Annotated in this window: 27 protein-coding genes and 1 tRNA gene; 14 read left to right on the top strand and 14 right to left on the bottom strand. The window is 50.7% G+C overall.

The window, feature by feature from the left end; translation table 11 throughout:
* Nucleotides 1-41 precede the first annotated feature (41 nt).
* Nucleotides 42-956 carry a translation elongation factor Ts gene (tsf, locus tag LKE53_07040; protein ID MCH3972495.1) on the top strand — a complete coding sequence of 305 codons (915 nt, stop codon included), beginning with the start codon at nucleotides 42-44 and terminating at the stop codon, nucleotides 954-956.
* 346 nt (nucleotides 957-1,302) lie between these two features.
* Here tsf and LKE53_07035 read toward each other — a convergent pair whose 3' ends face one another.
* The 3 genes from LKE53_07035 to LKE53_07025 form a co-directional block, all read right to left on the bottom strand.
* Complete coding sequence (locus LKE53_07035) at nucleotides 1,303-1,809, bottom strand: hypothetical protein (GenBank protein MCH3972494.1); 507 nt, start codon at nucleotides 1,807-1,809, stop codon at nucleotides 1,303-1,305.
* Nucleotides 1,806-2,633, bottom strand: a complete 828-nt coding sequence (locus LKE53_07030; protein MCH3972493.1) for an ADP-ribosylglycohydrolase family protein — start codon at nucleotides 2,631-2,633, stop codon at nucleotides 1,806-1,808. Before LKE53_07030 ends, LKE53_07035 begins: the two co-directional genes overlap by 4 nt.
* A gap of 178 nt (nucleotides 2,634-2,811) precedes the next feature.
* On the bottom strand, nucleotides 2,812-3,030 hold the full coding sequence (locus LKE53_07025) for a cold-shock protein (protein MCH3972492.1): 219 nt from the start codon (nucleotides 3,028-3,030) through the stop codon (nucleotides 2,812-2,814).
* Nucleotides 3,031-3,323: 293 nt separating this feature from the next.
* Between LKE53_07025 and LKE53_07020 the strand changes: the two genes are divergently transcribed.
* Nucleotides 3,324-3,410: transfer RNA gene (locus tag LKE53_07020), tRNA-Leu, on the top strand.
* 159 nt (nucleotides 3,411-3,569) lie between these two features.
* Here LKE53_07020 and hydE read toward each other — a convergent pair.
* Nucleotides 3,570-4,628: a [FeFe] hydrogenase H-cluster radical SAM maturase HydE gene (gene hydE, locus LKE53_07015; protein MCH3972491.1), complete on the bottom strand. Its 1,059-nt coding sequence runs from the start codon at nucleotides 4,626-4,628 to the stop codon at nucleotides 3,570-3,572.
* A 393-nt stretch (nucleotides 4,629-5,021) separates the two neighbouring features.
* Between hydE and LKE53_07010 the strand changes: the two genes are divergently transcribed.
* The 9 genes from LKE53_07010 to LKE53_06970 all read left to right on the top strand — a co-directional run bounded on the left by LKE53_07010 (nucleotide 5,022) and on the right by LKE53_06970 (nucleotide 12,594).
* Nucleotides 5,022-5,477 carry a hypothetical protein gene (locus tag LKE53_07010; GenBank protein ID MCH3972490.1) on the top strand — a complete coding sequence of 152 codons (456 nt, stop codon included), beginning with the start codon at nucleotides 5,022-5,024 and terminating at the stop codon, nucleotides 5,475-5,477.
* On the top strand, nucleotides 5,477-5,794 hold the full coding sequence (locus LKE53_07005) for a hypothetical protein (GenBank protein MCH3972489.1): 318 nt from the start codon (nucleotides 5,477-5,479) through the stop codon (nucleotides 5,792-5,794). The genes LKE53_07010 and LKE53_07005 overlap by 1 nt, the downstream gene beginning before the upstream one ends.
* Nucleotides 5,795-5,817: 23 nt before the next feature.
* The gene (larE, locus tag LKE53_07000) at nucleotides 5,818-6,585 is read left to right on the top strand and encodes an ATP-dependent sacrificial sulfur transferase LarE (GenBank protein ID MCH3972488.1); all 768 of its coding nucleotides are present in this window, start codon (nucleotides 5,818-5,820) and stop codon (nucleotides 6,583-6,585) included.
* Nucleotides 6,586-6,590: 5 nt separating this feature from the next.
* Nucleotides 6,591-7,349, top strand: a complete 759-nt coding sequence (gene larB, locus LKE53_06995; GenBank protein MCH3972487.1) for a nickel pincer cofactor biosynthesis protein LarB — start codon at nucleotides 6,591-6,593, stop codon at nucleotides 7,347-7,349.
* Entirely contained in the window at nucleotides 7,346-8,566 is a 1,221-nt protein-coding gene (gene larC, locus LKE53_06990; protein MCH3972486.1) for a nickel pincer cofactor biosynthesis protein LarC, read from the top strand. Before larB ends, larC begins: the two co-directional genes overlap by 4 nt.
* 139 nt (nucleotides 8,567-8,705) lie before the next feature.
* Nucleotides 8,706-9,899, top strand: coding sequence for an MFS transporter (locus LKE53_06985; protein MCH3972485.1), 1,194 nt, complete (start codon nucleotides 8,706-8,708; stop codon nucleotides 9,897-9,899).
* Nucleotides 9,900-9,979: 80 nt separating this feature from the next.
* Entirely contained in the window at nucleotides 9,980-10,414 is a 435-nt protein-coding gene (locus tag LKE53_06980; GenBank protein MCH3972484.1) for an Rrf2 family transcriptional regulator, read from the top strand.
* Nucleotides 10,415-10,596: 182 nt separating this feature from the next.
* Nucleotides 10,597-11,781: an iron-containing alcohol dehydrogenase gene (locus tag LKE53_06975; GenBank protein ID MCH3972483.1), complete on the top strand. Its 1,185-nt coding sequence runs from the start codon at nucleotides 10,597-10,599 to the stop codon at nucleotides 11,779-11,781.
* 237 nt (nucleotides 11,782-12,018) lie between these two features.
* A complete protein-coding gene (locus LKE53_06970) occupies nucleotides 12,019-12,594 on the top strand; it encodes a uracil-DNA glycosylase (protein ID MCH3972482.1) in 576 nt (191 codons plus the stop codon).
* Nucleotides 12,595-12,662: 68 nt separating this feature from the next.
* Here LKE53_06970 and LKE53_06965 read toward each other — a convergent pair whose 3' ends face one another.
* The 6 genes from LKE53_06965 to LKE53_06940 form a co-directional block, all read right to left on the bottom strand.
* Nucleotides 12,663-13,871 carry an FprA family A-type flavoprotein gene (locus tag LKE53_06965; protein MCH3972481.1) on the bottom strand — a complete coding sequence of 403 codons (1,209 nt, stop codon included), beginning with the start codon at nucleotides 13,869-13,871 and terminating at the stop codon, nucleotides 12,663-12,665.
* A gap of 31 nt (nucleotides 13,872-13,902) precedes the next feature.
* Nucleotides 13,903-15,837 (bottom strand): acyl-CoA dehydrogenase family protein, encoded by a 1,935-nt coding sequence (locus LKE53_06960; GenBank protein MCH3972480.1) that lies wholly within the window; start codon nucleotides 15,835-15,837, stop codon nucleotides 13,903-13,905.
* Nucleotides 15,838-15,892: 55 nt separating this feature from the next.
* Entirely contained in the window at nucleotides 15,893-16,291 is a 399-nt protein-coding gene (locus LKE53_06955; GenBank protein ID MCH3972479.1) for an Rrf2 family transcriptional regulator, read from the bottom strand.
* Nucleotides 16,292-16,501: 210 nt separating this feature from the next.
* Nucleotides 16,502-17,152: an ABC-2 transporter permease gene (locus tag LKE53_06950; protein MCH3972478.1), complete on the bottom strand. Its 651-nt coding sequence runs from the start codon at nucleotides 17,150-17,152 to the stop codon at nucleotides 16,502-16,504.
* Nucleotides 17,153-17,156: 4 nt separating this feature from the next.
* A complete protein-coding gene (locus LKE53_06945) occupies nucleotides 17,157-17,993 on the bottom strand; it encodes an ABC transporter ATP-binding protein (GenBank protein MCH3972477.1) in 837 nt (278 codons plus the stop codon).
* On the bottom strand, nucleotides 17,986-18,213 hold the full coding sequence (locus LKE53_06940; protein MCH3972476.1) for an AbrB/MazE/SpoVT family DNA-binding domain-containing protein: 228 nt from the start codon (nucleotides 18,211-18,213) through the stop codon (nucleotides 17,986-17,988). Before LKE53_06940 ends, LKE53_06945 begins: the two co-directional genes overlap by 8 nt.
* A gap of 281 nt (nucleotides 18,214-18,494) precedes the next feature.
* On the opposite strand from LKE53_06940, the gene LKE53_06935 reads away from it, so the two are divergent.
* The gene (locus tag LKE53_06935; protein MCH3972475.1) at nucleotides 18,495-19,214 is read left to right on the top strand and encodes an NAD-dependent protein deacylase; all 720 of its coding nucleotides are present in this window, start codon (nucleotides 18,495-18,497) and stop codon (nucleotides 19,212-19,214) included.
* Between the two features lie 80 nt (nucleotides 19,215-19,294).
* Here the strand turns inward: LKE53_06935 and LKE53_06930 are convergent, their stop codons facing one another.
* Together LKE53_06930 and coaBC are read right to left on the bottom strand one after the other, a co-directional pair.
* Nucleotides 19,295-19,621 carry a DUF1540 domain-containing protein gene (locus tag LKE53_06930; protein ID MCH3972474.1) on the bottom strand — a complete coding sequence of 109 codons (327 nt, stop codon included), beginning with the start codon at nucleotides 19,619-19,621 and terminating at the stop codon, nucleotides 19,295-19,297.
* A gap of 55 nt (nucleotides 19,622-19,676) precedes the next feature.
* Nucleotides 19,677-20,879, bottom strand: coding sequence for a bifunctional phosphopantothenoylcysteine decarboxylase/phosphopantothenate--cysteine ligase CoaBC (gene coaBC / locus LKE53_06925; protein ID MCH3972473.1), 1,203 nt, complete (start codon nucleotides 20,877-20,879; stop codon nucleotides 19,677-19,679).
* A gap of 241 nt (nucleotides 20,880-21,120) precedes the next feature.
* On the opposite strand from coaBC, the gene LKE53_06920 reads away from it, so the two are divergent.
* Together LKE53_06920 and LKE53_06915 are read left to right on the top strand one after the other, a co-directional pair.
* On the top strand, nucleotides 21,121-21,789 hold the full coding sequence (locus LKE53_06920; protein ID MCH3972472.1) for an ECF transporter S component: 669 nt from the start codon (nucleotides 21,121-21,123) through the stop codon (nucleotides 21,787-21,789).
* Nucleotides 21,790-21,894: 105 nt separating this feature from the next.
* A complete protein-coding gene (locus tag LKE53_06915; GenBank protein MCH3972471.1) occupies nucleotides 21,895-22,695 on the top strand; it encodes a type III pantothenate kinase in 801 nt (266 codons plus the stop codon).
* Between the two features lie 85 nt (nucleotides 22,696-22,780).
* Here LKE53_06915 and LKE53_06910 read toward each other — a convergent pair whose 3' ends face one another.
* Nucleotides 22,781-24,796, bottom strand: coding sequence for an FtsX-like permease family protein (locus tag LKE53_06910; GenBank protein MCH3972470.1), 2,016 nt, complete (start codon nucleotides 24,794-24,796; stop codon nucleotides 22,781-22,783).
* Complete coding sequence (locus LKE53_06905) at nucleotides 24,789-25,556, bottom strand: ABC transporter ATP-binding protein (GenBank protein MCH3972469.1); 768 nt, start codon at nucleotides 25,554-25,556, stop codon at nucleotides 24,789-24,791. The genes LKE53_06910 and LKE53_06905 overlap by 8 nt, the downstream gene beginning before the upstream one ends.
* Nucleotides 25,557-25,593: the final 37 nt, after the last annotated feature.

The following is a 25,593-nucleotide window of genomic DNA, read 5'->3' as shown; positions in this document are numbered from 1 at the left end:
TCTGCAGCGCGTTTCAATAATCAATCGGAGGATGAATCAATATGGCTTTTACAGCAAAAGACGTAAAAGAATTGCGCGATAAGACCGGCTGCGGCATGATGGACTGCAAAAAGGCACTGACTGCTTCCGACGGTGACATGGATAAAGCAGTAGACTTTCTGCGTGAAAAGGGCCTGGCTACAGCGGCAAAGAAATCCGGCCGCATTGCAGCGGAGGGTGTTTCCTTTGCAAAAACAAGCGATGACGGCAAAGTTGGCGTTGCCATTGAAGTGAATGCAGAAACGGACTTTGTTGCAAAGAATGCTTCTTTTCAGGAGTTTGTTACGCTCTGTGAAGATACCATTCTGCAGCAGAACCCCGCAGATGTGGATGCTCTGTTAAACTGCACAGCTGCAGGCAGCAGTGAAACAGTGGGCGATATTCTGAAAGAAAAGATTATGACAATCGGCGAGAACATTAAAGTCCGCCGTTTTCAGCGCAGCGAAGGCCACCTCGCTTCCTATATTCATTCCGGCGGCAAGATTTGTGTGTTGGTAAACTTTGATACCACAGATGAAATCGCCGCAAAGCCGGAGTTTGAGGAAATGGGCAAAAATATTGGTATGCAGATCGCTGCCATGAACCCTGAGTTCCTTGACGATGCTCATGTGCCGCAGAGTGTGATTGAGCGCGAAACCAGCATTGCTAAAGAGCAGGCTGCTGCTTCTGGCAAACCGGAAAAGGTCATTGAGCAGATGGTTACTGGCAAGGTTAAGAAAGCCCTCAAAGAAATCTGCCTGGTTGATCAGGAGTATGTCAAAGAGAGCAAGACAACCGTCAGCCAGTATATCAATTCTGTTGCTAAGTCCCTTGGCGGCAAGATTTCCGCTACTGGTTTTGTCCGCTTTGTCACAGGTGAAGGCCTTGAAAAGCGCCACGATGACCTTGCAGCAGAAGTTGCCAGCATGGTAAAGTAATTTAATCCAAATGTAAAGAGCACCCGGCGTCTTTGACGTTTTGGGTGCTCTTTTTTGTTCCATATATAAGTCCTTTTATGTATAGAGAGAAAATGAAAAGTAGCTTTTTATTTCAAAGCCTGCTTTGTCCTATTCCGAAAACCCTGCGCAGGCAATAAAAGCAAAGTTTCGGTAACCTGTGCATGCCATAAAGCCCACTGCAGGGAAGAAAGCATTTTAAGTAGATAGAATAGGATCCTTTCTTGTCTTTCGGCGGTGTTTGTTTCCATAAAGATGGGCTGCGCTGGATGATTAGATAAAAATGGCAGGCAAACAATGCCTGCCATAAAGAATTCTTTTTCTCTTTTTATCGATGCAGAATTTTTTGCAGAAAACGGCGCACAGGGGGCAGACTGTAATCTTCATAGCTGACTAGCCATTCCGGCCGAATCTTTTCCATAATGGTCTGCGGCATGCGGTACTGAGAGGGGCTTCGCTGTTCTTTTAAGTTGATCAGCATACTGTCAAACTGCCGCTGGGTAAATTCTTCATTCGATATCAGTTGAAAGCGGTTCTGCGGCAGGGTATAGTGCGTTACACAGTACATGTAGTCAGCCCATACCCGGTATTCGGTCAGCCAAACCTGGTCGGCCGGTACCTGCAGGGTAAGCAGAACGCCGCTGCTGATTTTCCCGTTTGTACAGCTTTTGTGTCTGCTAAGGTAACCGAATATCGGCGCTTCGCAATGCAGACCAAACAGCGTGATGAGTCCCTGATAAGCAACGTCAAACCGCAGATTTTTTCGTGCGCGGTAGACTTTGCCATTTTTCAGGTCTTCCAGCACAGCGTGAGACTGATAGGTTTTAATGGTCAAAGAGAAGCATCCCCCTTTCTTTCAGTATAGGGATCTTTTAGGGCAACAGCCCAGTCATACAAAAAGGTATCTGTTTTTCCACAGCTGCCGGGCTTAATCAGGTAGCGGCGCAGCAGAGCATCGTCGTCAAATCCGGTTCCTTTATAGTATGCTTCTGCAAAGCCGCCTGCAATACACCCGACAGTATCGGTGTCACACAGACAGCTGAAAACATTTCGGATACAGCTTTCGTAATCTTCGCTCTCTAAAAAGCAGAGGAAGGCGAGCGGCAGCGTGGCCTGACAGGTCTGTTTCACGCGGCAAAAAGGCCTGCGCAATGCCAGCGGAACGGTCAGATTATAGCCGTAGCGCCTTTGTACAATACTGCGTATCTCTGATTTCTGAAAGCCTTTGCGCGCTAAAAACACGCCAGCTGCGGCTGCCTTAGCGCCCTTAATGCCCTCTGGGTGATTATGTGTGCATGCAGCGCTTTCTGCGGCTTTGGCTTCTGTCTTTTCCAGGGTATCGTAATACTCGCCGATTACACCGGCACGCATGGCAGAGCCGTTTCCACAGCTTTGATATGGCCGGCGCGCCGTAGAAGTGAGCCAATCTTGAAACATGGCGCCGTAGCCGGCGTGTGGATACCGCTTGCCGAAAATGCGGTAGGCGCTGGAAAAGCTGCAGTCGGTCAAGAGTGCATACTTGCTGGCAATGGTCATCACGCTGTCGTCTGTATAGCGGCACTCAGGCGCAAAAAGCTTTTCGGTGCGCCAGTCAAAGCCGGAGGGCCTGCTGAATTCAAAGCGGGAACCGGCAATATCCCCTAAAATAGAACCAACCATCGCGGCAACCTCCCAAACTGCTGCCGGGTGTCGTTACCCGCGCAGTATTTTCAGCTTTCAGTATAGCGGGTTTTTAGAAAAAAAGGAAGAGAAACGCGGAAAAATTTTTATAAAGCGTAAAAATGGGCGCAAAAAAACGGCGGAAAGCATTTCGCCTTCCGCCGTGAAAATCGTCAGCTTACAGGGGCTGAACGTTGGCAGCGCGGGACTTACTGCTGTTTTTCGGATCGGGCTCGATGTCATAAGAAACCTTCTGGCCCTCGGTCAGGGTTTTAAAGCCTTCACCCAGAATAGCAGAGAAATGCACGAATACATCGCCGCTGCCATCATCGTTAGAAATAAAACCGTAGCCCTTTGCTTCGTTGAACCATTTTACTGTACCAGTGTTTGCACCCATTGTAAGGTACCTCCTTGAAAAAATTGAACAATATGCTTATGGTATTTTGCTGCAAAGAAAAAAACACACGGACCGTAAATCAAAAACGAACGTTGATTTACAATACCATGTGAATCAAATCGTGCTTTAAAATACTAGAGATACTATACCACGTGCTGTCGTGTTTGTAAAGCCTTTTTTACAATTTTTTGCAAAAGTTTTTCACGACAATATTTTTAAAAAAATTGTTGACAAAGGAAAACCCCTGTGCTATCATATATGAGTCGCCGGTACGAAAGGCGCGCTATAAAGATGCGAGAGTGGCGGAATTGGCAGACGCGCATGGTTCAGGTCCATGTGAAAGCAATTTCATGAGGGTTCAAGTCCCTCCCCTCGCACCATTTTTTACCGTATGAATCCTGTAAAAGCAGGTTTCATGCGGATTTTTTATTTTTCAACCAGAGCACTGCTCATCTCTGCATACTTGCCAGACAACAAAAAACAACAGGATTTGTCCGGCGCTGTGAGCTGCACGGGGCAAATCCTGTTCCTTTTGATTATCATTTGTCAGAGACTGGCGGCTGATAGTCACCGCGGGAGATAACTGCGCGGTAACCAATAGAGGAAAGCCGGCTGTCCAAGCAGAAGCGGCACTGGCCGCTGCCCTCATCTGTGCAAATTTTGTTGTTGTACAGTAAATACTTTTTCCGCACTTCCGTAGGTGAGAGGTTAGGCATAATCACGTTACCACCTGCCAAAATGCCGAGTTCGCGTCCCTGTGGGTGAATTGTGCCGAGTGCCGTAGTGGCGGGCAGCAGCACATCCGGCAGCATAATGCGGGTGAGACTGATGAGAAACAGACAAAGGTCCAGTCTGCCTGCCGGAAAATTGCGAAATGGTGTATCTTTATGCGGAATGAAGGGCCCCATGCCGACCATCTGCGGCGAAAAGGAGCGAATGAACCGCATATCTTCCGCTAGGTTTTCCACTGTCTGATAGGGTGAGCCAATCATCATGCCGCAACCGGTTTGGTAGCCGATTTCCCTGAGCTGCTGCAGGCAGCGCATACGGTGGTCAAAAGACATTTCGGGTGGGTGCAGCCTGCTGTAATGGGCTTTATCGGCGGTTTCATGCCGCAGCAGATAGCGGTCGGCGCCCGCATCAAATAGTTTTTGGTAGCTTTCACGGCTGCGTTCGCCAAGAGAGAGTGTAATTGCACAGTCCGGGTAGGTACTGCGAATGGCTTTGACAAGGCTGGTCATTACTTCATCGGAGCAATATCCGTCTTCGCCGCCCTGCAGAACAAAAGTCCGGTAGCCATAGGAATAGCCCGCCGCACAGCACTGCAGAATCTCTTCCTTTGTCAGGCGGTAGCGCGACACTTTTTTATTTGAGCGGCGGATACCGCAATAGATACAGTCATTTTTGCAGACGTTGGTAAATTCGATAATTCCCCGAAAAAAGACGCCTTTGCCAAATTTTGCAATAGCAATTTTTTGTGCGAGACCGCGCGCATACGCCTGGTCTTCTGCACAAAAGGAAGAGAGCAGCGCTGCCCACTCCTGCAGAGGCAGGTCCTTTTCCCGGTTGAGCCGGTCGATTCGTTCTTGGTTTGTCATGTTTTTATAAGTACCTCTTTTAGCGGCAGGCAGCTGCTTTTCGGGCAGAGAGCCATACCGCGCAAGACAAGATTTTGTAAAAAAATAATAACATGGATTTTGCCGGAATACAAGGCGGCAATATGGGTGAAAGCGGTACGGCCACTTGCTGCCTGCAGAGGGAATACAATCCTGCATTTTTAAATTCTATATAAAAAATATTGACAGATAGGGAATATAATAGTATCATATTAACAGCTGAATGAATCAGCAAAGAATGACATGAAGTCATTTTCAGCAGCAAAGGTTTTAAAACAGAGGCATGTAGCCATGAAGGTTGCCATATCCGCAGACACGGATATGGCGTTTTTTGTCCTTAAACACTTTTTACACAATTTTTAGGAGGCTTTTCTTATGGCATGTTTTCTGGTATCTATGACGGAAGCAATCGTCGTTTCAATTGTACAAAAAAATATTGAAAGAAAAGAAAGACGCGCAACCCTGCTGCCGCAGACAGCAAAAACGGAGCAGGCAGACACAGAGCAGAGCACAGAATCGGTTTCAAAAATTCCATTCAGCAGAAAGCTTGGCTGGCTGAGCAAAATGCTGTGGGGCGGGGCGTTTCTGCTGGCAATCGAGCACATCTGGCACGGTGAAGTGGTGCCTTGGCCGCCGTTTTTGACTGCAATGAATAACCCGGCGGATATACAGCCGATGCTGACGGAGATCGCGACAGTCGGCGTCACCATGGCCCTTTTAGTAACAGCTGTGTGGGGCGTGATGCTGCTGGTTTCCCGCTACCTTGAAAAGCGCGAAACAAAAGAGCTTACAGCCCGGCAGGCACAGGCGAACGTATTGGGGGCTAAGTAATGTGTTTGGTTATCACCGCTTTTGCGGCGGTCATTGCAACACTGGTTTGGTACTTTAAGGCAAACCGCAGGGAGCTGCACCTGGAGGTGCTGGCCCTGATGTACTGGGGCGCATCTCTTATGTGGACGGTCGATGGCTTTTACTGTGTAAAAGAAGGGCAGCCATTTTTAGAGATGACAGCTGACAATGCGCTTCTAGGTCTGGTCATTGTTCTGTGCGGCATGATTGCATGGACCGTGTACTTGGTTGTCAAAGACCCGAAGAATGTTTTTGCAGATCTATTTCTGCGCCGCAGCGAAAAGAAATCACAATCATAATGTAAACATACAAGGGATAAATTATGGAAATGACACAGACTGGCAGCAGGAAGCTGCAGCAATTCTTTAGGGAGAATCCTAAAGTAGCTCTTGCTTTTTCCGGCGGAACGGATTCTTCATACCTTTTCTATGCGGCGGTACATGCCGGCGCGCAGGTATACCCGTACTACATAAAAACGGCATTTCAGCCGCAGTTTGAGCTGGAGGACGCCCAAAAACTGGCCGATCAGCTGCACACAGAGCTGAGCGTTTTACAGCTGGACCTGCTCTCTAACCCCGATGTGGTGAGCAATCCGGCAAACCGCTGCTATTTTTGTAAAAAAGAGCTTTTTTCGGCGCTGAGAGCGCAGGCAAATCGTGATGGCTGTACGCTGCTGATGGATGGAACCAATGCTTCTGACGATGTCAATGACCGCCCCGGCATGCGGGCGTTAAAAGAACTTTGCGTACGTTCGCCGCTGCGGGAGTGCGGCTTGACCAAACCGGAAATCCGCTGCCTTTCGCGGGAAGCGGGGCTGTTTACCTGGAACAAACCAGCCTATGCTTGCCTTGCTACCCGCTTTCCGGCGGGCCGCCAAATTACCGGTGACCTGCTGCAGCAGGTTGAGAGTGCAGAAAAGGAACTGTTTCGGCTGGGCTTTACCGACTTTCGTGTGCGGCTGTATGACGACGCGGCCCGGCTGCAGTTTTTGCCGGAGCAGATGCCGCTCGCTGTGGAAAAGCGGGCGGAAATTCTGAAACGGCTGCGACCGTGGTTTTCAGTAGTCCTTCTGGACCTTGCGGGCAGGTGAAAAAGATGGATAAAGAGAAAATCCAACAGATTCTACAGCAGGTGCAGGACGGCAGCTGCAGTGTGCAACAGGCAATGTTGCAGCTGAAAATGGAGCCGTTTGAGGACCTCGGCTTTGCAAAGCTGGACCACCACCGCGCTCTGCGGCAGGGGGCAGCAGAGGTTATATATGGAGCGGGGAAAACGGCTGAACAGATGATTAAAATAGCCGCTGCCATGCAGAAAGCAGGGCAGCAGAATGTCCTGATTACCCGCCTGTCCGCTGAAAAAGCGGTAGAAATGCAGAAAAACCTGCCGCTGCAATACGATAAGACAAGCCGTATCGGCTTTTTAGGCCAAATATCGCAGCCGGATGGAAACGGCACGGTTGTCGTGGCGACCGGCGGCACCAGCGATATGCCGGTCGCTGAGGAAGCAGCCTTGACCGCTGAAATTCTCGGCAACCAGGTTACCCGGCTGTACGATGTCGGCGTCGCCGGCCTGCACCGCCTTTTGGCGCATTTAGATGAAATTATGAGTGCCAATGTTATCGTAGCAGTCGCCGGTATGGAGGGCGCCCTGGCCAGTGTAATCGGTGGCCTTGCCGACTGCCCAGTCATTGCTGTGCCCACCAGCGTGGGTTACGGGGCTTCTTTGGGTGGGCTGTCAGCGCTGCTTTCCATGCTCAATTCCTGTGCCAGCGGCGTCAGCGTTGTCAATATTGACAACGGCTTTGGTGCCGGGTATCTCGCCAGTATGATCAATCACATGGGGGAAAAGAAATGAAGACACTGTATTTGGAGTGCAGCATGGGTGCCGCAGGCGATATGCTGACGGCGGCGCTGCTCGAACTGCTGCCTAATCCACAGGCATTCCTTGATAAAATGAACAGCCTGCCCCTGCCTGAGGTGCATGTTTCGGCTTTTTCTATGGAAAAATGTGGCCTTGCCGGAACCCATGTGCAGGTGATTGTGCACGGCGAAGAGGAAGAAAGCGAAGATATGCCCGATTCTGCGGCGCATGAGCACAGCGGAGAAGAGCATGTACACCACCATCATCCTCACCACACGGGACTGCAGGACATACAGAAATTGGTGGGGACGTTTGATTTGCCCGAAGCGGTCAAAAAAGATATTTTGGCCGTCTATGACCTGCTTGCCGAAGCGGAAAGTCATGCGCACGGCCGGCCGGTCAGCCAGATTCATTTTCACGAAGTTGGCAGTTTAGACGCGGTAGCGGATATTACGGGCGTTTGCCTTTTGCTGCATGCATTAGCGCCGGAGCGCATTGTTGCGTCACCGGTCCATGTAGGCAGCGGACAGGTGCATTGTGCGCATGGAATTTTGCCGGTGCCTGCGCCGGCCACTGCATATCTGCTGCGCGGTATTCCGATTTATGGCGGCAGTGTGCGCGGGGAACTTTGTACGCCGACCGGTGCGGCACTGCTGCGGTATTTCGTATCTGAATTCTGCGGAATGCCCGTCATGCGCGTGTTAAAAATCGGCTGCGGCATGGGCAGAAAAGACTTTGCAGCAGCCAACTGCGTGCGTGCAATGCTGGGTGAAACGGCGGAAAGCAGCGAAGAAATCGTAGAGCTGCGCTGTAATCTTGACGATATGACACCAGAAGCGCTTGGCTTTGCGCAAGAGCGCCTTTTGGTCGGCGGTGCTCTGGATGTTTTCACCACGCCGATTGGCATGAAAAAAAATCGTCCAGCGGTACTTTTGACCTGCCTGTGCAAACCTGGGCAGCGGGAGAAAATGCTGTCCCTTTTGTTTCGGTACACGGCGACGCTCGGCGTACGCGAAACGTGCTGCCGGAGGTACATGCTTTCCCGTACGTCACGCACTGTTTCTACGGCTTATGGCCAGGTGGGGATAAAAACCGCGTCGGGCTGGGGCGTGCAGCACTCGAAGGCAGAATATGAGGACTTGGCCAGAATTGCGCGGGATAGGGGATGTTCCCTCGCAGAGGCCCGAGAGCTCATTGCAAAAGATTTGTAAAGTGTTGGGAACAAAAGCGGCCGGCATCTGCCGACCGCTTTTTGTGTGCCGAAAAATACCGGCTGCCTTCTTTCTCTGGTAACAATTTGAAGCCGCAGGCAATACTATGGTATACTGCTAAGTGAGAGGAGGTAAGCCTATGCAAAGCCCTTGGCGGCGGACAAAAGGCGCCTGTTACCTGGGATACTTAACACAGGGAATTGTAAACAGCCTTACACCGCTGCTTTTTACCGTATTTCAAGACAGTTATCGTCTGACTTTTTGGCAGCTGAGCCAGCTGATTGTACTGAATTTTGGTACACAGCTCTGCATGGATATTTTTTCCGTATTTTTCGTCGACCGTATCGGAACCCGCCGCTGCTTGGCCGGCTCCCATTTCCTGGCGGCGGGCGGCTTGGTGCTGATGGGTATTTTGCCGCAAGTCATGCCGCCCTTTGCGGGCATTGCCATTTCGGTGGTCTGCTGCGGAATGGGCAGCGGCCTGATTGAAGACCTGGTCAGCCCGATTTTGGATTCGCTGCCCGGTGAGCACAAGTCGTCCTCTATGAGTCTGCTGCATTCGTTTTACTGCTGGGGGCAGGTAGCTGTCATTGCCGGCACCACCCTGGCGCTGCATCTGCTGGGTAGCTCGCGCTGGTTTTTTCTGCCGGTTTTGTGGGCAGTGATACCGGCGATAAACCTGGTGCGCTTTCTGCAGGTACCGCTTTGCCCGCCCCTGCCGGCGGAAAAGAAAACGCCGATACACAGCCTGCTGCATTCCCGGCTGTTCCTAGTCTGTATGCTGCTGATTCTGTGTGCCGGTGCAGCGGAACTTTCCATGAGCCAATGGTCCTCCCTTTTCGCAGAGCGGGGCTTGGGGGTCCCAAAAGTGATCGGCGACCTGCTGGGGCCCTGTCTGTTTGCCGCGCTGGAGGGCGGCGGCAGGCTGCTATATGGCCTTTTCGGGGACAGATGGAATTTAGACAAAGTGCTTTTGGGCTGCAGCTTTTTGTGCATTGCCTGCTATTTGGTGACGGCGCTCGCCCAGGTGCCGCTGCTGTCGCTTCTGGGGTGTGCGCTGTGCGGCCTTTCCATTGCGCTGATGTGGCCGGGCACGTATTCGCTGGCGGCCCATTCTTTCCCGCGCGGCGGAACCTCTATGTTTGGCATTTTAGCGGTATGCGGCGACATTGGCTGTACGCTAGGGCCGTGGATAACCGGGCTTTTTGGTGCAGAGAACCTTGGCCTGCGCCGGGGCCTTTTGGCTGCCGCCGTTTTTCCGGGCATTATGGTTATTAGTATGCTGTGCATCTGCAGAAAAAGAGTCTGCAGCAGTGAAAGGGAAGTACATTAAAAGTTGACAAATACCGACAACTCGTATATGATATACTTGTAAGTATAGTAAATTGGTATGGTATAGATGGAGGAAGTTTAATGCGCATTTCAGCAAAGGGCCGGTATGCAGTCGCTGCACTGCTGCGCATGGCACAGGCCGGCGCAGATACGGTAGTTAATGTTACCCGTCTTTCAGAGGACTTGGGCATTTCGCGCATTTATCTAGAGCAGGTATTTTCTCTGCTAAAGCGCGCACAGCTGGTGAGTTCGACACAGGGGGCACAGGGCGGGTACCGCCTGATTTGTGCGCCTGTCAAGATTCGTATACTGGATATTTTGCAGGCAACGGATGGCGCTTTGTTTGAGCGGCCTGGCAAAACCCTTGGTGCCGATGCACAGGACGCTGAGGCGGCGCTGTCGCTGGTCTACGACCGTTTGCAGCAGGCTGTTGAGCAGGCACTGTCTTCTTTAACGCTTGCTGATCTGCAGGAAGAGGCGGCCCGCAGCCAGGATAATTTCATGTTCTTTATTTGATAGGTCATTCAATATTAAAAAGAAAGATTTAAGGTGCTGCCTGTATGGGCGGCACTTTTTTGTGGCAAAACACCGCCTGTGCGGTTTTGGTTTTTGCTGTACACATATTTCGGGAAGTTTTGCAGATACTTTTACAAAGCGGTGCTTTTTCACAGGGCACCTGTATACAGGAGGCATTCGGTATGCGTTTTACACTTCCCAGGGATATTTATTACGGCCCCGGTGCGCTGGACGAACTAAAAAGACTTTCCGGCAAAAAAGCGGCTGTAGTGGTGGGCGGCGGCTCGATGAAGCGCTTTGGCTTTTTAGACCGCGTTTTACAGAATTTAAAAGAAGCAGGCCTTGCGGTGCGCCTGATTGAGGGCGTTGAGCCGGACCCTTCGGTCGAGACTGTTTTAAGCGGCGCCAAAACCATGCAGGAGTTTGAGCCGGACTGGATTGTAGCGATGGGCGGCGGCTCGCCTATTGATGCTGCAAAGGCGATGTGGGTGTTTTATGAGTACCCGGAAACCAAATTTGAAGATCTGATAGAACCTTTCAGTTTTCCGGCGCTGCGGCAGAAAGCACATTTTCTGGCGATTCCATCCACTTCCGGTACAGCAACCGAGGTGACTGCTTTTTCGGTGATTACCGACTACCAAAAGGGTATTAAATACCCGCTGGCAGATTTTAATATTACGCCGGATGCCGCGGTCATTGACCCGGCCTTAGCAGAGACCATGCCGCCAAAATTGACCGCGCATACAGGTATGGATGCACTGACCCACGCGGTAGAGGCCTATGTTTCTGCACTGCACTCACCCTTTACAGACCCGCTGGCACTGCAGGCAATTCAAATGGTATTTGAGTATCTGCCGACTTCTTATCAGGGAGATAAGGCTGCCCGTGAGCAAATGCATTATGCGCAGTGCTTAGCGGGCATGGCGTTTTCCAATGCACTGCTGGGGATTGTGCACTCCATGGCACACAAAACTGGCGCGGCTTATCAGAATGGGCACATTGTGCACGGCTGTGCCAATGCGATGTACCTGCCAAAGGTGATTGCCTACAATGCAAAAGTACCACAGGCGCGTGAGCGCTATGCGGTAATTGCCCGCACGGTCGGCTTGACTGGAAGCGAAGCCGGTCTGGTAAAAGCATTGTGTAATAAAATTGACCAATATAATGAATTCCTGCATATTCCCCATGCGATGAAAGATTACGAAAACGGCATTGTGCCGGAAGCAGAGTTTCAGGAAAAGCTGCACGATGTGGCAGCACTGGCTTTAAGCGATGCTTGTACCGGCTCTAACCCGCGCAAGCCTACCCAGAAAGAGATGGAAAAGCTTTTGACGGCCTGTTATTATGGCCTGCCTGTGGATTTTTAACAACTTTTTATAAAGGCCGCTGCGCATCATAGGGTGTGCAGCGGCTTTCTTTATGGCACAGCAGGGATCACTTTTGAAGAGAAGGCCGTTTTCGGTATCGGCAAGAGGCATAACAGGCTTGCAGCAGTGTGTCGGCAGAGCGCCTTTACACGTCCTGTAGATTGCGCTATACTGAATACAGCCATTTTCGGCGCAATCGGGGCGGCACGAAATTTGCCGCCGCAGGGGGAAAAGAGCATGTATCAAAGTTGGGCGCAGCTGGAAGAAGCCTGCCGCGGCTGTGAGCGCTGCGGATTAGGAAAGACACGCACCAACCTGGTCTTTGGGGTCGGCAATCCAAAGGCACAGGTCCTGTTTATCGGGGAAGGCCCCGGCGAGCAGGAGGACCTGAAAGGGGAGCCTTTTGTCGGGCGCAGCGGCCAGCTGCTGGATAAACTGCTTGCCGCAGTGGATCTGGACCGGCATACGAATATTTATATTGCAAATATTGTCAAGTGCCGCCCGCCACAGAACCGTGACCCGCTGCCAGAGGAGCAGGAGCAGTGTATCACTTGGCTGCGGGAGCAGACACGCCTTTTGCGGCCGAAAATTATAGTATGTCTGGGGCGTATTGCCGCTATGCGGATAATGGACCCTAAAATTAAGATTACCCGCCAGCACGGCCAGTGGGTCGAAAAGGGCGGCATCTGGATGATGGCAACGCTGCACCCAGCGGCGCTTTTGCGTGACCCACGCAAGAAGCCGGACGCCTTTGCCGATTTTCTCGGCTTGCGCGATAAGATGAAAGAGCTTGGAATTCCACTGACTGTATAAAATACCGCAATAAAGAAAGTCCGGCCCTCTCTGTACTTTTGCAGAGAGGGCCGGACTTTTGTGGCAGTTTATTCTTCTTTGATTGAAGCCGTGAGGCTGTCAGCAAGTAGGTCCATATCGGGCAGGTCCTGCTCTCGCAGAGACGACGCCAGGCTGACTCCTTCTTCTAGCAGACGCATGTTTTTCAGCTCTGCCAGACAACCTTTCATCAGGCAGCCGGAGCGGCATGCCCACGAGCCGTTTTCAATGATTGCACAGGTGCGGTTCTGCACATTCAGTGCTTTCATATCCATTAAGAAATTGTGCATTGGTGGAAAAATGCCGAGGTTGTAGGTGACACTTGCCAGTACCAGATGACTGTATTTAAATACATCCGAAATCAAATACGAAACATGGGTACTGGAAACGTCATAGAGTCGTGTATTGGTAATGCCGCGCTCTGCGAGCTTTGCAGCCAAGATTTGTGCGGCGGCTTCTGTATTGCCATACATAGAGGCATAGACAATCATAATTCCTTTTTGTTCTGGTTCATAAGTGCTCCAATGTACATATTTGTCTATAAACCAACCGATATCTTTTCGCCAGACGGGGCCGTGCAGCGGGCAGATCATCTTGATGTCGAGGGTACTGGCTTTTTTCAGCAGAGTCTGTACCTGCGGACCGTATTTCCCCACGATATTTGTGTAGTAGCGCCGGGCTTCATCCAGCCATTCATGCGGAAAGTCGACTTCATCGGCAAAAAGTTTGCCGTCCAAAGCACCAAAGGAGCCAAAGGCATCGGCAGAGAACAGAACACCGTTTGTCGCATCATAGGTGACCATCACTTCCGGCCAGTGTACCATGGGTGCATTTACAAATGTAACGGTGTGTTTGCCAAAGCAGCGGGTGCTGCCTTCTTTTACGGCTTCTACACAGCAGTTGTCAATGGAAAAACCAAATTGGTGCAGAAAGATAACTGCTTTTGGTGTCGTAAGGATTTTCACTTTTGGCCAGCGCAGCAGAATTTCTTCAATTGCGGCGGCGTGGTCCGGCTCCATGTGGTTGATAACCAGGTAATCCAAAGGCCGGCCGTTCAGCACGGCCTGGATGTTTTCAATAAACTGACGGCCGACGGCCCAGTCTACCGTGTCAAACAGCACGGTCTGGTCGTCGAGCAGCAGGTAAGAATTGTAGGAGACGCCGTGATAAATCGGGTGGATATTTTCAAAAAGAGAGAGGCGGTGGTCATTGGCGCCAACCCAGTACAGATCTTCTGTAACTTTGCGGTAGCAGTACATGGAAAAAGCCTCCTTTATTTGCTCATTTTACTCAAATTTCCGTTTCAATAAACTCATCAGGTGAAGCACCACAGAGTGGGCAGGTCCAGCCTGCAGGCAGATCTTTGAAAGCAGTGCCGGGGGCAATCCCATGTTCCGGGTCACCTTTTAGTGGGTCGTATTCATAGCCGCAGCCACTGCAGACGTAAATTCTGCGGTGCACCGGGGCAGGCATGGCAGCAGGTTTTGCGGCTTCCAGCGGCGGCTCCTCTGCTTTGGGCTTGCCGGTGTCCAGGGCCTTGGTCAAAAGTGGCAGAATTTCTTTTACGTCGCCCACAATTCCGTAATCACAGTTATTAAAGATATTGGCCTCTCTGTCTGTGTTAATAGCAACCACGGTTTTCGCATTTTCAATGCCTTTCAGGTGTTGACCGGCGCCGGAAATCCCGCAGGCGATGTATAGGCTGCCGTGGAACTTTTGGCCAGACATGCCAACAAAGCGGTCAACAGGCAGGTACTTCATCGCTTCAGCTACAGGGCGGGAGCAGCCGACCGCTGCGCCGGCGGCTGTTGCAAGGGCCTCAATCAGCGCCATGTTTTCTTTTGCGCCAATGCCTCGGCCTGCGCTGACGACACGGTCAGCCTTAGAAATAGGCATATCTAAAGGATTACCGACAGAAAAGTCGTTTTCGGTTTTTAAGTATGCGGCAAGGGCGTCTACACGTTCCTGCGCGGTTCCCTGCTCCAGGAGGATACATTTGCGGCCGGCTTTTCCGGCGGGCTTTGGTGCAGGCACCGGTACTGCAGGGGCAGCGCGCTTTACGGCCGGTTTCTTTTCGCGTGCGGCTTTTCCGAGAAGATGCGACGCGATCACCACGCGCTGAATCTCGTTGGTGCCCTCATAAATTGTGGTGATTCTGGCGTCGCGGTAAAAGCGCTCGACGTCCATGCCTTTCAGGTATCCGCTGCCGCCGAAAATCTGTAGAGCGTCATTGGTGATTTCCAGGGCGCTGTCAGAGGCGTACTGTTTAGCCATGGCGGCTTCCATGCTGTAAGAAGCGTGGTTTTGTTTCCGCTCAGCAGCGCTGTAAACCAAAAGGCGCGCGGCGCGCAGCTTTGTTGCCATATCTGCCAGTTTAAACGCAATAGATTGCTGCTGACAGATGGGTTTGCCAAACTGCACGCGCTGTTTTGCGTACGCGAGAGCAGCCTCATAAGCGCCCTGTGCGATCCCCAAAGCCTGTGCAGCAATGCCGATGCGGCCGCCGTCCAGTGTTTCCATGGCAATCTTAAAGCCCTGTCCCTCGGCGCCCAGCAGGTTTTCTTTCGGGACTTTTACGTTCTTGAAAATCAGCTCACAGGTAGCGGAAGAGCGAATGCCCATTTTGTCGTAGTGGTCGCCGAAAGTGAAGCCTTCCCAGCCCTTTTCGACAATGAAAGCAGAAATTCCGCGCACGCCAATGCCGGGGGTCGTCACTGCAAAAACAACGTAAGTATCGGCTTCTCCGCCGTTGGTGATGAAAATTTTGCTGCCGTTCAGCAAATACAGATTACCCTGTAGCACAGCGGTGGTTTCGGTGCCGCCGGCGTCGCTGCCGGCGTTCTGCTCAGTCAGGCCGAAAGCGCCCAGTTTTTTGCCGCGGCAGAGGGGAACCAGATATTTTTGTTTTTGTGCTTCTGTGCCAAAAGCGGCAATCGGCCATGTGCCAAGCGAGGTGTGCGCAGAAAGAATAACCCCTGCGCCGCCGTCTACGCGCGACAGTTCCTCTACTGCAATGGCGTAACTGATGACATCTAAACCGGCACCGCCGTATTTGCTCTCGTAGGGCAGGCCCATCAGGCCCAGCTGCGCCATTTTCTTTACGCTTTCACGCGGAAAGACGTTGTCTTTATCCAGCAGAAAAGCCTGTGGCTTTATTTCGCTTTCGGCAAAAGCCCGCACCTTTGCACGCAGGCCCTCCTGTGCTTCTGTTGTCTGATAAAACATCAAAATGCCTCCTTTATGTTTTAATGATAGAAATACAGAATTGTTTGCAGAAACGTCATTCCTGCAGCAGCTCCCGCAGGGGCTTTTGCTGCAGTTCTTCTATTATCAGATGCTGAATGCGCTGATACTCCCGGTGAACCCGGCAGCTGCCGTTGGTGTTGTTTTCACAGGTATCGCCCGGCTGCAGGCAGGGAGTAAGGAATAAGTCCTCCTGTAGAGCGCGGAATACATCGTACAAAGTCAGCTTTTCACTGCTGTCACACAGGCTGTAGCCGCCGTCGCTGCCACGGTAGCTTTTTACCAGCCCAGCTTTTGTAAGCCTGTGCAGTGTTTTGTATGTAATAGAGGGCTGCATGTGCTCACGGGCAGCAATTTGTTTTGCAGAAAGCCGTTCACTGCGGAAAAGTGCCCGTAGAGTGCGTACGGCATAGTCCATTTCTCTGGTTACCAGCATGGCGGTCACCCCTTCTGCTTTTTCATACTGTACCTTTTTCGTTAAGTATACAGGAGGAAGGAATATTTGTCAATTATTTTTTCTGTAAAAATTTAAATTTTATACAACTTCACAAGATTGCCTATAAAGGCAGCAAAACAGGAAAACATATCAAAACAGCCGCTGTGAACAGAAAATTGTTTGTTCACAGCGGCTTGCTTTATTTACATTTCAAATTGTGAGGTCCAGTTTTTCAAAAGAGCGTTCCGACTTGCGGCAGGCGGCAAAGGTCAGCAACGCATAGGCGACGATGCCAATCAGCAGGACTAGGAGCTTCTGTGGCAGAAACTGCGGGTCTTTGGTATCCAGCTCATCGCGGAAAAAGGGAACAATATGTGTCAGCGTTTCTGCGGCGGTGATATAAACAAACACCACTCCACTGGCTAAAGCAAAGTGGCGGCCTATTTTGTCCGGCGTGCGGTAGTAGCGGGTAAAGAAAAAGAGATTGAACAGCCCCATCAGGATAAAGGAGAAAGCAAACAGCGCGATATTGGCATCCATGCCGACTTCGTTGTTCATAGGCATTCGGTTGCGCAAAATCGCCGCTGGCACTGCAATCACGGCCTGCAGCAGCTCTAGGGTAACTGCTGTCAGAATACGGCTGCGCACAATATCCCGCTTGCGTACAGGCAACAGCATGGTGTAAAGCAGGTCTTGATTCTCGCGCCCGCTCAGGCAGATAAAGAAAATGCCGAGGCAGGTATAGAAGAAGGTGACATAATACGGGTAGTTTGGAATGAGCAGCAAGAAGGACAGTACCAGAAAAAGAATGGCAGTGGGGTGCATGGCAAGTTTCCATTCTTTCCGGAGTAAATTTCGCATAGATTCAGCTCTCCTTTTCCAGATGAACCATAATTGCTTCCAGGTCGGCGTCCGATACAGTGGCGCCGGCCGGCACTGCGCTGCCACGCCGAATCAGGCCGGTCCAGCCAGAGCGGTTTTCGCGCGCACCGATGACAACCCCTGCCGCTGGTTTTTCGGAAGTGGTGACTTGCTGATATGCCTTTAAAAAAGTATCCATAGGGCCATTTTCTATAATTTTTCCGTTTCGTATGTAAATAATGTTGTCGGCACATTTGTCTAGGTCAGAAGTAATATGAGTCGAAAACAAAATAGTGACATGTTCCTGCCGCGCAAGCTGTAAAAACAGCTCAAGTAGGTCTTCACGCGAAACCGGGTCCAGCCCGCTGGTGGGTTCGTCCAGAATCAGCAGCTGCGCGTGGTGAGAAAGCGCCAGCGTCAGCGCATATTTTACTTTCATGCCTTCTGAAAGTTCAGCAGGTGTTTTGTCTTCTAGCAGAGAAAACGCCTGCAGACAGTGCTGATAGGCCGCCTCGTCCCAATTCTTGTAAAAGCGGCGGTTGACCGCGGTAATCGTTTTCAGCTTTTTGCGGGGATAGTAGCTGATGCCGCCGGAAACAAAGCTGATTTGCTGCTTGATTTCCAGCTCGTTGGCGCTAAAGTCCTTTCCGAAGAACTGAATACTGCCTGCCTCGGGATGCACCAGATTGAGCAGAGATTTCAGAGTAGTTGATTTTCCGGCGCCGTTTCGGCCGATAAAGCCGCTGATACTTCCGACAGGAAGAGAAAACGAAACGTGGTCCAGCGAAAAGTGTGGGTAACGCTTGCACAGGCCGGTGACACGCAGGACTGTTTCACTCATCACTTGCCTCCTTGTCATTGCTCAAAATGTCTGTAAAGCGATCGAAAACAATGGTGTCATTACTGATGGCCATGCCGCGCTTTTTGTCGGCCAGCACCAGCAGGGTGTCCCCCGGCTCAATCTGCAGCAAGTCACGCATTGCTTTGGGAATGACAATTTGTCCTTTTTCGCCAACTTTTACGGTAGCGGCAAGTTTGCCCTTACGAGGTCTTGCTTTCATCAAAATCCCTCCAACTAGTTTTATAAGTATGAAAAGTATGATTTTTATTACTTTTCATACTATATTTCAAAAACGCCCTGTTGTCAACGAAATTAAAAAAATATTGTAGATTTTTCTATACGCAGGCTGCCGCTGCAAAGAGCTTTTTTGCGGGAAAAATCTCCAAAGACTTCCTGGAGGGGGTGCAGATTATGGAAAATGGCGAGACAGAAATCGTCATTTTACTTGCCTGAATCGCTAAAAAGCGGTACTATATAAAAAATTGAAAGAAGGGAATTGGAATGGACCAGATCAAGGCACTGCAGAATTTGCTGGACCAAAGCAGCCGGGTTGTCTTTTTCGGTGGAGCGGGCGTTTCCACGGAAAGCGGCATTCCAGATTTCCGCAGTACGGACGGACTGTATCATCAAAAATACCGTTATCCGCCGGAAACCATGCTGAGTCATACTTTTTACGAAGAGCATACCGAAGAATTCTTTAATTTTTACCGAGATAAAATGCTTTATCCGAATGCAAAGCCAAACGCCGCGCATAAAAAGCTGGCTGAGCTGGAGCAGACCGGAAAGCTTACTGCCATTGTCACCCAAAATATTGACGGACTGCATCAGGCAGCTGGCAGCAAACAGGTATATGAGCTGCATGGCAGTGTGCTGCGTAATTACTGCCAGCGCTGCCACAAGTTTTATCCGATGGAAACCATACAGAACAGCACCGGTATCCCGCGCTGTTCTTGCGGCGGCATTATCAAACCCGATGTAGTGCTGTATGAAGAATCTTTAAACGAAGATGTTGTGGAGGGTGCTGTGCAGGCCATTTTGCAGGCAGATATGCTGATTGTTGCCGGCACTTCACTGGTTGTCTATCCTGCTGCGGGATTGATTCGCTACTATCGCGGCGATCGTCTGGTGCTGATTAACAAATCCAAGACTGCTGCAGACGACGCAGCCAATTTGGTAGTACATGCATCAGTAGGAGAAGTCCTTTCGCAGCTGCATGCATAAAAGTGCATGGGTGAAAAACAATAAAAAAGCTGTCCTGCCTGTGCGGCGGCACAGGGCAGGGCAGCTTTTTATGCGGAAACTTATTTCATTTTAAAGGTCGCACACTCAGTTTCGGATTTTCCGGAAGTCTGCGGGCTTGTGCTGCTCACCTGGATATCGGTTGCTGTGCAGTCGCCCTGCTCATTGTAGATACACTTTTCCGCCTCACAGCGGACATGCATCTGCGGGTCAGGCTGAGAGCAGCCACAGCTGTTCTGTGCACTGGCGCTGCCTTTTTTCCGGAAGTCGGCGCAGCTGGTCTGCTCGCAGCCGCAGGCGCATTTGCCGCTGACCATAATATCCGGCCGGCAGCAGCAGCTTTGGCTGTTGTTCATACAGTCTTTTACGGAGCATTGCAGTTCTGTCATGTCATACACCTCTTTTATATTGGGTATGACAGTAGTGTATACGAAAATACAGAATTTATGTGCGTCGCATTTGCAGCAGCGTAGACCAAATCCTGCCGGCGGTTTCATATTTGCTTAAAAGCGGCAGTTCTTCGGTATGGTCTGTTGTAATCAGCGTCATTACATTGGTGCTGGTGCCAAAACCAGCGCCTTTTACTTTTAAATTATTTGCGGCAATCATATCTGCGTGTTTTTTGACAAGCTTTTTGCGGGAGTTTTCCACCAAATCACGCGTTTCCATGGAAAATCCGCACAAAAGCTGACCGGGGCGGCGATGCTCACCAATATACTGCAGAATATCCGGCGTTGCGGTCAGCGGCAGGGAGGTAAGAACGCCTGTGCCTTTTTTGATTTTGTCGGTGGCTGTTTTTTGAGGGCGGTAATCCGCAACTGCGGCGGCAAAGGCGAGCAGGTCCTGCTGCGGTGCGGCAGCCGTCACGGCGCTGAACATTTCCTGTGCAGAACATACTGGAACCAAACGGACACCTGTTGGCGCCGCAAGGGAGGTCGGGCCGCTCACCAGTGTGACATCGGCGCCGCGGCGGGCGGCGCTGCGCGCCAATTCATAGCCCATCTTTCCGGTAGAGTGATTAGTCAGGTAGCGCACAGGGTCCAGCGCTTCCTGTGTAGGACCGGCGGTTACCAGTACATGCAGGCCGGCCATGTCTTTTTCCTCGGCGAGCACCTGCAGCACGTCCTGCAGAATGTCGGCCGGCTCCGGAAACTTACCGGCGCCCACGTCGCCGCAGGCAAGCCGCCCGCAGGCGGGCGCAATGATTTTCCATCCATAGTGCTGCAGCTTTTTCAGGTTGTCCTGCGTGACGGGGTTTTCGTACATGCCGGTGTTCATGGCCGGGGCAATCATTTTCGGGCAACGGCATGCCAGCACGGTTGTTGTCAGCATATCGTCGGCAAGACCGTTTGCCAGCTTGGCAATGACGTTGGCTGTGGCGGGCGCAATCAAAACCAGGTCGGCCTGTTTTGCCAGCGCAATATGCTCTACGCTGTACTGAAAGGTGCGGTCAAAGGTATCTACCACACACTTTTGACCGGTGACGCCCTCAAAGGTGACTGGCCCGACAAACTGAGCGCCGTTTTTGGTCAGCAGGGTATGCACAGCGGCGCCCTGCTGTGTCAGGCGGCTGGCAAGGGCGGCTGCTTTATAGGCGGCAATACTGCCGGTAACGCCCAGCAGAATGGTCTTATTCTGTAAAAGCATTCTGTACAATCTTCTTTCCCGGTTAAAAATTGATGATTTAAAAGGTTTTCTAATACTTTTGTTATTATACAAGAAGATGGTACAGAAATGCAACTGCCTACTTGTGATTTTTGTAACAAATATTGTGACAAATAGGAAGAAAAGGGCTTGATTTTAGTGAGTTTTCTGTTATAATGATACCTGTTTAAAATAATGCGCTGCATCTTATCGGGGATAAGAGCGGCAGCAGGGGGTTATAAAAATGAAAAAGAACGCGAAGTACTACAAATTTGTCTTAATGGCGCTGTTTGCTGCCATTACACTGATTATGGGGTTTACCCCGCTGGGGTTTATCCCGCTGCCTTTCATTAAATTGACCATTATCCACATCCCGGTTATTTTGGGGTCGGTGCTGCTCGGGCCGCAGTATGGTGCGGCATTGGGCGCCCTCTTTGGTCTGACCAGTTTAGTTAACAATACCATGATGCCGGCGCTTACATCGTTTACCTTTTCGCCGTTTATTCCACTGCCGGGCACCACGCATGGCACACCGCTTGCGCTGCTCATTTGCTTTTTGCCGCGCATTTTAGTGGGTATTTTCCCTTATTATGTGTTTCAAGGCATGGAAAAGCTGCTCAAGGGCCGCGACCATCATGTGGCGTCTTTGGCAGTCAGCGGCGTAGTTGGTGCGCTGACAAATACAGTGTTTGTCATGGGTCTCATCTACTTTTTCTTCTGCGACGCTTACGCGGCAGCAAAGGGAATTGCGCCGCAGGCAGTGCCAGGCATCATCATGGGCGTTGTCAGTTTTAACGGTGTTATCGAGGCCGTGGCGGCGGGCATTTTGGTTTCTGCAATCGGCAAGGTGCTGCTGCGGTTTGCGCAGCCAGAGATGCTTGGCCGGCGAGCACCCGTGCACGGAAAAGGCTAAAACACTTTTTTATAATTCTTTTATGTAATGAAAAAGCAACAGAGCGGCGCACAGCAGAGGCATTCTGCAGGTGCGCCGTTTCCCAAAAGGAAGGCGGATTTCTGCATGATTTTAGCAGTTGATGTTGGCAACACAAACATCGTGTTGGGCTGCTTAGACAGCCAAAACACTTATTTTACGGCCCGGCTTTCGACGGATGCAAAAAAGACCAGTGATGAATATGCCCTGATGATACGAAATCTGTTTTCCCTGCACAATATCGACCGGCACGCGATAGAGGGCGCCATTATTTCCTCGGTTGTGCCGCAGCTTTCGCTGCCGCTGCAGCAGGCAATATGCCTAGTCACTGGAAAAACAGCGTTGATCGTCAGCTCAGGGCTAAAAACCGGGCTCAATATCCTTATGGAAAACCCAGCAACTTTGGGCGCGGATTTGGTGGTGGACGCTGTGGCGGCCAGTGCAAAGTACCCTAAGCCAATTTTGGTTTTTGATATGGGCACAGCCACTACACTTTCGGTCATTGACAAAAAGGGAAACTATATTGGTGGCATGATTATTCCGGGGCCGGTCATCTCCATGAATGCGCTTGCAAACCATGCGAGCCAGCTTGCCCATATTGACCTGGAGGCTCCACCAAAGCTAATTGGCAACAACACAAAGGATTGTATGCGCTCCGGCGCAGTGTATGGCCATGCTGCTATGATTGACGGCCTGATTGACCGCGCTGAAGACGAGATTGGCATGAAAGCCTGTGTCGTGGCAACAGGCGGCGTTGCGCCGATTATTGTGGCACAGTGCCAGCATAAAATACATCTGGACAATATGCTGATGCTGAAAGGTCTGCTTTTGCTTTATCAAAAAAATACCAAAAAAACAGAAGGCCGCCGCACAGCTGAAAAACATTGAATACAAAAGGGAAGGTCCCTGCTGCAAACTTGCAGCAGGGACCTTCCCTTTGCTATCGTATTTATCTTGTGGAATTCTTGTAATCTTATGATTTGGCAGGGGAAACAATGTGATAATACGTGCGAGTAGTAATGGCATAGACAACTACATACACTGCCGCAAAGACGGCTGCCGTACCTGCCGCGCACGCTGCAAACAGCGGAACGTTGGTCAGCTGGAAAAGTTTCAGCAGCTTTGTCAGGTAAGGGAATACCACCAGCATGTGCACGCACGCGACAATGAGCGGCAGGAAGAATACCAACAACACCTGGCTGTGAATGGATTTGCGTACTTCTGCACGGCTCATGCCCACTTTCTGCATGATATTGAACCGCTCTGTGTCGTCGTAGCCTTCTGAAATCTGCTTGTAATAGATGATGAGTACCGTGGCCATGACAAACAGAAGCGAGAGGAACATGCCTAAGAACAGGAGAGAGCCAACTATATTCTGAATATCGTTTGCCGATGACTGCCGACTTTCTACGACAGAAAAAGCATGAGAATCATTGTCAGACCCGTTCTGTGAGTTTGAAAGGCTGCGCAAAGCCTGATTTACCGTTTTTGATAGGGCGATTTTCTGCGTGTCGGTACCGTCTGTATCAAAGGCATAAGAATACGTATAGGTAGAGTATCCATCTTTTTGAGTAGCCATCTGCATCTGCATCAGGGCGGCAAGTACCTTTTCGTCTTTTACCACCAGCAGATGAGAGTTAACAAGGTAAGCGGATTGGTTGCCCGTAGTTACCGGGGCACTCGAAAGCCGAGTGGTCAGTTTCAGCTTTTGGCCAAGCAGCTGAAAGCTTGAGGGTAAAGAACCATAAAAGGAGTAGTAGGCAGCTTCGCCGTCCGCGAGGGAAAGTTTCTGCCCCGTAGAGTTTTGATATTCCTGCGCGGTCATTACGGTAAAGACAGCAGAGTTTTCCGCCATGATATTACTGGAGGAATCCAATACATAATTTCCGTTTTTCAGGGTAGTGGTAAGCGGCAGGTAGCGCCCGTAATGTGCACTTTTCACGGTGCGTCCGACTTCTTTGACGGCTTTTTCTACTAGGTCGTTTACAGATTTGCCTACGGTGGTATTTTTTGCATTATAAACATTTGCACAGATATCCTGCGGGTACATGGTATCGATGATATTCTGCTCGCCAGCCTGCAGAGAAACTGTGACCGACATCATCACCATAACCATGGTAGCCAAAATGCAGATACTGGCAAGGCCGGTGGCGTTTTGCTTCATGCGGTATAAAAGACCAGAAACCGCTGTAAAATGATTAGTTTTATAGTAGAATTTCTTGTTTTTTTTCAGCAGCTTTAAAATGGCGACAGTACCCGCGATAAAGAGAAGGTAGGTGCCTGCAATGACCAAAAGAACAGCGATAAAGAAATACTCCAATGCGCTGAGCGGATTTTTTGTAGTCAGGGAGATGTAGTACCCTGCACCCAGCAGCACTGCACCCAGAATAGCGAGGAACCAGTTGGCTTTCGGCTCCTTTTCACCCACATTTCCGCCGCGCAGCAGCTCTACCGGGTTGTTAAAGTGCACTTTGACCTGGTTAAGCACCAGCATCAGCAGAAAAATGCCTGCAAACAAAATCAGCGTGTTTCCTGCACTTTTGCCGCTCACCTCAAACTGCAGTTTGGTGGGCAGATTAGAGATGTGGTACAGCAGCAGCAGGAACAGCTTGCTCAACAAAATACCGCCGCCCAGCCCGCAGACCATGGTGATGAGGTAGGAGTAAACGGTTTCCCAGCCGAAAATGCGGCCGATATGCCGCTTTTCCATGCCGAGCACGTTGTACAGGCCGATTTCTTTTTGGCGGCGTTTCATTAAGAAGCTGTTAATGTACAGCAGGATAATAACTGAAAAGATGGCAATGACCCAAACACCGAATGCCATAACGGTGTTTATGCTGTTGCCTTTCAACCCAGGATTAAAGGCCAAAAAACCCATAATGTAAAACATGGCGGCGGTTATGGAACTGGCAATGAGATAAGGAATATAAAATTTGCTGTTTAGTTTTACATTTTGCGCAGCAAGTTTCATGTAAAAACCTTTACGCATCCTTTTCACCGCCCGTTGCAATTAAAGTAAGGGTGTCGGAAATCAGGGCAAACATTTCTTCAGTGCTGTGTTTGCCGCGGTACACCTGATGAAAGACTTCGCCGTCGCGGATAAACAAAACGCGCTGTGCGTTGCTGGCGGCCCGCACACTGTGGGTAACCATCACAATGGTTTGGCCGGCGGCATTGAGCCTGCCGAAAATCTGCATTAGAGCATCGGCAGAGCGGGAGTCCAAAGCACCGGTTGGTTCATCGGCCAACAGCAGCTTTGGTTTGGTGATGATGGCGCGCGCCACAGCGGCGCGCTGTTTTTGCCCGCCAGAAACCTCATAAGGGTATTTCTGTATAATATCAGCAATGCCCAGTTCCTGTGCAATCGGGTCCAGTTGCTTTTTCATTTCCGGGTAGCTTTCGCCGGAAAGGACGAGGGGCAAAAAGATGTTGTCCTGCAGGGAAAAGTTGTCCAGCAGGTTAAAGTCCTGAAAAACAAAGCCTAAATTTCTGCGGCGGTACGCCGAGAGCTCTTTTTCTTTTAAGTCGGAAAGTTTTTTTCCGTCCAGCGTGACCTGCCCCGAGGTAGGGGTGTCCAGTGCGGCCAAAATGTTCAGCAGCGTCGTTTTGCCGCTGCCGCTTTCGCCCATGATGGCGACATATTCGCCGCGCTCTACCGAAAAAGTAACGTTGCTCAGCGCCTGCACATGGGTCCCGCCCAAGCGGGTCGTATATATTTTTTTTAGATTGCTTACTTCAAGAAATGACATTGTCATGTTCCTCCTCTGTTTTGCTGATAAATCTAGT

The sequence above is a fragment of the Oscillospiraceae bacterium genome, assembly GCA_022483045.1.
Taxonomy (GTDB): domain Bacteria; phylum Bacillota; class Clostridia; order Oscillospirales; family Acutalibacteraceae; genus Caproicibacterium.
This window is presented reverse-complemented; position numbering and strand designations above follow the sequence as displayed.